This is a genomic window from Candidatus Methylomirabilota bacterium (assembly GCA_027293415.1).
In the GTDB taxonomy this organism is placed as follows: domain Bacteria; phylum Methylomirabilota; class Methylomirabilia; order Methylomirabilales; family CSP1-5; genus CSP1-5.
Map to the genome: position 1 here is coordinate 1 of JAPUFX010000168.1, position 6344 is coordinate 6344.

Below are 6344 nucleotides of genomic sequence, written 5' to 3' on the forward strand. Positions count from 1 at the left end.
GCGAGGTTCAGCGGTGCTGCTGATTGATGCCCATGCCCATATGAGTGATGAGGCTTTCGCTGCTGATCTCGAGGCGGTGCTTCAGGCAGCAGCTGAGGTGGGGGTGGAGGGGATTGTGACGGTCAGTGAAAACCTGGAGGAGGCCCAGAGGGTCCTGGATCTTGCCGAGCGGTTTCCCAGCATCAAACCCTGTACAGGGCTGTATCCCGACACCCTGGATCTCGAGCTCGCCGAGGCGATGGTAAGCTTTATCCGTGCCCACCGTGATCGGTTGGTGGGGATCGGCGAAGTAGGGCTGGATCATTGGGCCGTTAAGGAAGCCAAAGACTGGGAGATCCAGGAGCAAACGTTTATCAAGTTTATCGCTTTGTCTAAAGAGTTGGATCTGTCCTTGAATGTCCATTCCCGTTCTGCCGGAAGGCACACGGTTCGGTTCCTGCGGGAGCAGGGCGCGCAGAAGGTACTCCTACACGCTTTTGATGGGAAAGCCTCGGCGGCAATGGAGGGGATAGAGGCTGGCTACTACTTCTCGATCCCGCCCTCGGTAGTGCGATCCCAACAAAAACAGAAGCTGATTCGCCATCTCTCGCTCGACCGGCTTCTCCTCGAGACCGACTCACCTGTCCTCGGCCCCGATCCGGCCTGCAGGAACGAGCCGAAAAACGTGGTGATTTCCTGTCAGGCCATCGCCTTGGCAAAAGACGTATCCGTGGAGGAGGTGGCTCGCGTGACGAGTGAGAATGCCCACCGGCTCTTTCCGAAGGCATTTCCGTCCTCCGGTTCCTCGTAAGGATACCTTTTTCAAGGACGGCCGTAGCGGTCTGTAATTCACCTAGGCGTTGTCGGAAGCGGTTCCCAGGAGTAATCCCGCCCTTGACACGGGTGAGAAAACTGTTAGTGTAACGGCGGATCGGCTGCGGTAGAGCCTTACCGCTATGGTCGTATAAGGAGGTGCGATGGCAACCGGGTTGGATAAGAGTATCGTCTCTCGGCTGAAAACCGCTCTGCAGGCGACCCCCGCGGTGGACAGAGAGGCGATAGACGCATTTATGACACTCTTGGACGAAATACAACAGCCTCAGGTGACCGATGAGGAAGCCGAAAAGCGGCTTCGGAAATGGCTCGGATCGGTACCGTCCCATGCGGCTACGGTTCTGCAGTCGGTGGTTCTGGGCTCTGTCTCCCTACGGATCACCTCTGAAGACTCCTGGGTTTATCAGGTTTTTCGTACCCTCCCAAGTCCTACCAAAAAATAAGCGCCGTCGATTCCTATACACATAGCGTTTTCTTTTTGCACGCCTCCGGGACGCCACCGGGGGCGTCCCTTTGCCCTCGACAGGCCTGTGCTGTAAGATGGGGCAGTTTTGGAGGACGTGAATGCTGGTGTCGGGAGGGAGAATCATGCAGCAGCAGGGAAGTTGGACAGTCTTTCCGGCCAAGGGGAAGCCGCCCCCACACGCGCTCGCGTTGGCGCGTGAGATCGAGGAGCATGGCGGCCATGTCCTGGCGATCTATACCGATCCAGTGGGAGAGCGATGGCAACTCTTCAGTTTATTGCCTCTGGAGCAGGTAGAGCCAACACCATATCAACGCGACCTTTCGAAACCTCACGTCAAGCGCCTGCAAGAAGTAATCAAGAAGCTTGATCGCTTCGTCGATCCGATTGTGGTGGTTGCGCAGGGTCCCGGGAGCTATTGGACCCCCAACGGCCACCACCGATTAGCCGCCCTCCGAAAGCTCAAAGCCAAATGGGTTTCCGCTATCCTCATTCCGGATGCGGAGGTCGCCTTTCAGATCCTGGCCCTCAACACCGAGAAGGCCCACAACCTCCGGGAGAAATCCCTAGAGGTGATTCGTATGTATCGGGCCCTGCAGCTCCAGGAAGGAGGCAAATCCGAGGAAGCCTTTAGTTTCCAGTTTGAAGAGCCATACTACATTACACTGGGCTTGATGTACGAACGTCATCCCCGATTTGCGGGTGGCGCTTTCTCCCCAATCCTCCGCCGGGTGGACAAGTTCCTCCGGTCTCCGCTCGCTAAGGCCTATGAGGAACGCCAGCGGCGGGCAGAGCAGGTTGAGGCCGCCGATGCGGTGCTGAGCGACGTCGTCGCCGGAATTAAAAAGCGGGGTATCAACCACCCCTACGTCAAGAACTTTATCCTCGCCAGGTGCAACCCTTTGACCCGGGCTCGAAAGATCGTTCCAAGCTTCGAGGAGACTTTTGAGAAGCTCCATCGCGCCTTAGACCGGTTTGACGTAGACAAAATTCGGATGGAAGATATCGCCCGTGCGGCCGTAATTTCGGCTGGATAGCTTGGTCGATATGAGGCGGGGGACGAGGTGTAGGGGAGCGTCCGGGCGTCTTGATTCAGGTGTACAAACGGGAAGGCGAGGTTTCGCATTTCGTGAGGGACCGGATTCTCAGGGAAGATCTGTGGAGGGTCCTAAGAGCGAAGGGAGTTGCTGACCTAAAATTTCCAGATCTGATTCCGCACCGTTTCCTTCGAGAAGACTGGCGATCTTTTCAGCCAGGATTATCCGTTCGGCATGGCTCGGGTGGGAACCTCTCTCCTCGTCCCAGGGCGGTACGGCCAATTCGGTCGCCATCCGCTCAAAGACTCGAGCCCCCATTCGGATATCATAACCGGCTCGGTGGACGTAAACGAGACCCCGGATGTCGGCCTCACGCTCATGATAGCCCAGGGTCCACGTCACAAGCCCATGGGCCCTGGAGGTGGGGAGGTGTCCCAACTCGTGGCCCAGGACGACTGCAAGTTCATCGTCACTCTTCACGAATCTCAACATGCCGAGGGGCACCCCGATTCTCCCTTCCCCGTCCACAACCGCGTTGACCGCATCAGACTCGACCACGTTGGCGGTCACGTGTGGCGGGTTTGGCATCGAGAGTAGCAGGCGCATGAGTATGGTGTCGAGCCGGGTGTGCTGCTCCCACCGAAACCGCTTGGCCTTTCGCTGAAGCTGTGCGGCGTGTGCGCGTTCCTGCTCCTCAGAGACCACTGACCTGAGGCCCGGTTCCTGGATGCTTGCCGCACAGGCTGTCAAAAGCAGCAGAACGCCGGCCGACATCACCCATATCCATAGGGATGCAGTGGTCTGCCGTAGCTCATTAGATTTCGTGGTTTCTACTGGTCCTGCTCTCAAATCCGTCTACCCCAGATCCGTGGATGTCGATCATCACGTGGAATTTTGCAGTTTCTGTGCCGAGGCGGATCGCGGGCTAAACAGAGCAGAATCAGCTAGTTAGCTGGCATCGGAGTTTCCTCTTGACGGACGATTTTGCGACAGTTTGGCAGGCTGGTTCAGCCGGAAGTTCTAGAGTGGCAATAAAGCGAGGGAGTGGAGGGTTGTGGAAAGACGAGGGCCCTCAACGCGCATGAACAATATCTGAACGCTGAGGGCCCTAATCTTTTATTCTAACTCGTCAATATTGTAACTAATCGCGGTTCCCCACCAACCTTCCTGTTGGGCCTTCTCAAATTCCGCCTTAGTCAGGTTCGGCTTTTCCCCACCCCGAGTGGAGTACGCTAAATGTGACCCCGAGGCAAAGTGGGGGCCGCCTGGCGGAATCCCGTACGGACTCTTCGTGCACGCGGCCAGGCCTGCCAAGGCCAGTCCTACGAGAACAACGGAAACCTTCTTTCGCATCATTAGCCTCCCTCCTATTGGTTTGGAGTTATTATAATAAAGTTTTCACACGAATTTGTCAAGGCAAAAGACACTCACAACATCGTCGCAGTGCAGGATGTGCACGATAATTAGCGCGCTGTAGTAGGACTGTAATTATTTGAATGTACATGCAAAATGCCCGGTCGTTCCGGCGGTCATTTAAGCGGTGAGCAATTGACAAAAAGTCAAAGTGGGGAAGGAAGAGCCTCTGTTAAGCCAGGCAGCACATCGGCTCCGATGGGAACAGTAATACTCGAGCCTTTGAAATCATCATCGATGGGTTCATACCGCCCGCCAAGACACTCAGAGAGGAACGCCTCAGCGACGGCGTTGAACGACAGCCGGTTCTGTGGCCTGGCAAATCCGTGTCCCTCGTCCGGAAATAGCACATATGTTACCGGGATGTTCTTTTCCTGCATCGCTTGGACGATCTGATCGGACTCGGTCTGCTTGACGCGCGGGTCGTTAGCGCCCTGGCCGATCAGCAGTGGGCGCTGGATCCGGTCCACATAGGTGAGCGGAGAGCGCTCGGTCAGAAACGCTCGGCCCTCCTCGGTTCTGTGATCGCCTACGCGCGTTGTCCACAGCTCGACCTGCGGCTGCCAGTAGGGGGGGATCGACTCAATCAGGGTTACCAGGTTCGACGGTCCCACGATGTCTACGCCACAAGCAAACATCTCCGGGGTAAACGTCAGACCAACCAGAGTTGCGTACCCGCCGTAGCTCCCCCCCATGATCGCCACGCGGTCGGCGTCGGCGATCCCTTGCTGAATGGCCCAATGGACCGCGTCAATAAGATCGTCGTGCATCTTTGCGCCCCACTCTCGCGTGCTCCTGTTGATAAACGTCTTTCCGAATCCGGTTGAACCACGGAAGTTAACACTTAGCACTGCATAGCCGCGGTTGGTCAGCCACTGATGCCAGGCGTTATAGCCCCAAACATCTCGCGCCCACGGTCCACCGTGAACTACGAGGACCATCGGCAACGGCTCATCAGGGCGGCCGTCGCCATTGCTGTCACTCCCCACCGGCAGCGTGTAGTAGCAGACGAGGTTTAGCCCATCACGTGATGCAATGACGACTGGGGACATCTTGGCCAGGGGCATGCCCTCAAGCGCCTTACGATTTGAGAAGAGGAAATGTGCTTGCTGTCCCTCGCGATCGTAGCGGTAGTAGCGAACGGGGCCATTGTCCATGACGTAGGCGACGATCCAGTACCGATCGTCGAGGGTCCGACTCACGACCTCGACGTCACCGTCAGCAACCGTGCGCAGGTAGCGCATGTCTTCCAGAATGGACGCGTCAAGGATCTGCCAGTGCTTACGGTCGTACGTGAACGCGACGGCCTGCACGTTTTTTGCCGTCGGATGAACCATGATGTCGCTGACGTCTGCCTGTGGATCCTCAGCCACCAAGGTCTGCGCTCCGCTTTCGAGGTCCAGCGCAATCAGCGCAGCGGTGTTCCGGTTGCGGCTGCTAATCATGTAAAGTATTTTACCTGTCTTGTCGAACTCGACAGGGGATGTGGTGAGTGTGTCCTCCATGGCAATCGTCATGAACGGTTCCCAGCCTCCTTCTCCGGTCGGCCTGAGAATTTCACTTCCCCCATCAGGCGTCATCCGTTTCGCAAGCCGGATGGTATACTCGTCGTCGGTAACAAAGCCGACGAATCCCTCATTCTCCTGGATGAGACGTTTCACGCCAGTGCCAATGTTGACGAGGTATATGTCGTGAAGCTCAGGAACGCGGTCGTTAATCCCGACGAGGATCTCATCTGGGAATTTCGGACTGACCTCCTGGACCCGTGCCTGTACACCTTCGATGGGTGTCAGATCCTTCGTCTCGCCGGTGTTCAGGTCCACGCTGTAGAGTCGCCAGTTCTCATCGCCGTCCTTGTCTTGGATGTATAGGATGTGGTCGCTTGTAAAGGCCCAGCCGTAGAAGCGGATGCCGCGACCGGTATCCTTCGTGACCGGTTTGGCCGCTGCGGGGTCATCGGCAGGGCCGACCCAGACGTTGAGCACGCCATTTAACGGGGCAAGGTGGCCAATTTTCTCCCCATTGGGACTGAGTTGGGCTGAGGCCTTGTCCGGGTTGCCGAACAGGACTTCGCGTGGGATCAGTGGGGGAGTGCCTCGCTGACTCATATCCTCCTCCTGTATTGTCTCCTGCTTCCGTGAGATCCTTACATACCCTTCTCACCTGGATCTCCCACAAGGAGGGTCCATTATAGCCAATCCACCGGTCTCCGTACACCCCGCGACCATGATCCACCCCCGCACACTGATCTGCCGCAACTTCCTCCTTGACCGCCGCATGAACGAAAGCTATCTTGAGGAGACACGATATGAGCACGGGTATGACCCTACCGGCTCGGTGGCAGAAGGCGAACAACGTCTGAAGAAAGAACAGTGGTGAAAAGATTCGTTCTCATCGTTGTACTGCTGCTCATACCCTACCACGCTCACGCGTTTAAGCGATATAACAGGGTGGTCAAATATGATAAGTATTTCTCAAAATATTCAAAGAGATTTTTTGGCCCAGGTTTTGATTGGAAGTACTTCAAGGCTCAAGCTGTTGCAGAATCGAGATTGCGAGCAAAAGCCAGATCACGCGTGGGTGCACTAGGTGTTATGCAAATTATGCCCAAGACTTTT

At 56.4% G+C, this 6344-nt stretch carries 7 protein-coding genes; 4 read left to right on the forward strand and 3 right to left on the reverse strand.

Features of this window, described 5'->3' with window-relative positions:
* The 3 genes from O6929_11730 to O6929_11740 all read left to right on the forward strand — a co-directional run.
* Window positions 1-790, forward strand: a 790-nt coding sequence (locus O6929_11730; GenBank protein ID MCZ6481057.1) for a TatD family hydrolase, incomplete at its 5' end; no start/stop codon positions are given.
* 166 nt (window positions 791-956) lie between these two features.
* On the forward strand, window positions 957-1256 hold the full coding sequence (locus O6929_11735; protein MCZ6481058.1) for a hypothetical protein: 300 nt from the start codon (window positions 957-959) through the stop codon (window positions 1254-1256).
* Window positions 1257-1401: 145 nt separating this feature from the next.
* The gene (locus tag O6929_11740; GenBank protein MCZ6481059.1) at window positions 1402-2313 is read left to right on the forward strand and encodes a ParB N-terminal domain-containing protein; all 912 of its coding nucleotides are present in this window, start codon (window positions 1402-1404) and stop codon (window positions 2311-2313) included.
* A gap of 108 nt (window positions 2314-2421) precedes the next feature.
* Here the strand turns inward: O6929_11740 and O6929_11745 are convergent, their stop codons facing one another.
* The 3 genes from O6929_11745 to O6929_11755 all read right to left on the reverse strand — a co-directional run bounded on the left by O6929_11745 (window position 2422) and on the right by O6929_11755 (window position 5834).
* Window positions 2422-3087, reverse strand: a complete 666-nt coding sequence (locus O6929_11745) for a M48 family metallopeptidase (GenBank protein MCZ6481060.1) — start codon at window positions 3085-3087, stop codon at window positions 2422-2424.
* Window positions 3088-3429: 342 nt separating this feature from the next.
* Window positions 3430-3669 (reverse strand): hypothetical protein, encoded by a 240-nt coding sequence (locus O6929_11750; protein MCZ6481061.1) that lies wholly within the window; start codon window positions 3667-3669, stop codon window positions 3430-3432.
* Window positions 3670-3872: 203 nt separating this feature from the next.
* The gene (locus O6929_11755) at window positions 3873-5834 is read right to left on the reverse strand and encodes a S9 family peptidase (GenBank protein ID MCZ6481062.1); all 1962 of its coding nucleotides are present in this window, start codon (window positions 5832-5834) and stop codon (window positions 3873-3875) included.
* A 267-nt stretch (window positions 5835-6101) separates the two neighbouring features.
* On the opposite strand from O6929_11755, the gene O6929_11760 reads away from it, so the two are divergent.
* A partial coding sequence (locus O6929_11760; GenBank protein MCZ6481063.1) for a transglycosylase SLT domain-containing protein occupies window positions 6102-6344 on the forward strand: 243 nt, incomplete at its 3' end.

Coding starts and splice junctions, on each gene's coding strand:
- O6929_11735 (MCZ6481058.1), top strand. CDS start 957: ATGGCAACCGGGTTGGATAAGAGTATCGTCTCTCGGCTGAAAACCGCT.
- O6929_11740 (MCZ6481059.1), top strand. CDS start 1,402: ATGCAGCAGCAGGGAAGTTGGACAGTCTTTCCGGCCAAGGGGAAGCCG.
- O6929_11745 (MCZ6481060.1), bottom strand. CDS start 3,087: ATGTCGGCCGGCGTTCTGCTGCTTTTGACAGCCTGTGCGGCAAGCATC.
- O6929_11750 (MCZ6481061.1), bottom strand. CDS start 3,669: ATGATGCGAAAGAAGGTTTCCGTTGTTCTCGTAGGACTGGCCTTGGCA.
- O6929_11755 (MCZ6481062.1), bottom strand. CDS start 5,834: ATGAGTCAGCGAGGCACTCCCCCACTGATCCCACGCGAAGTCCTGTTC.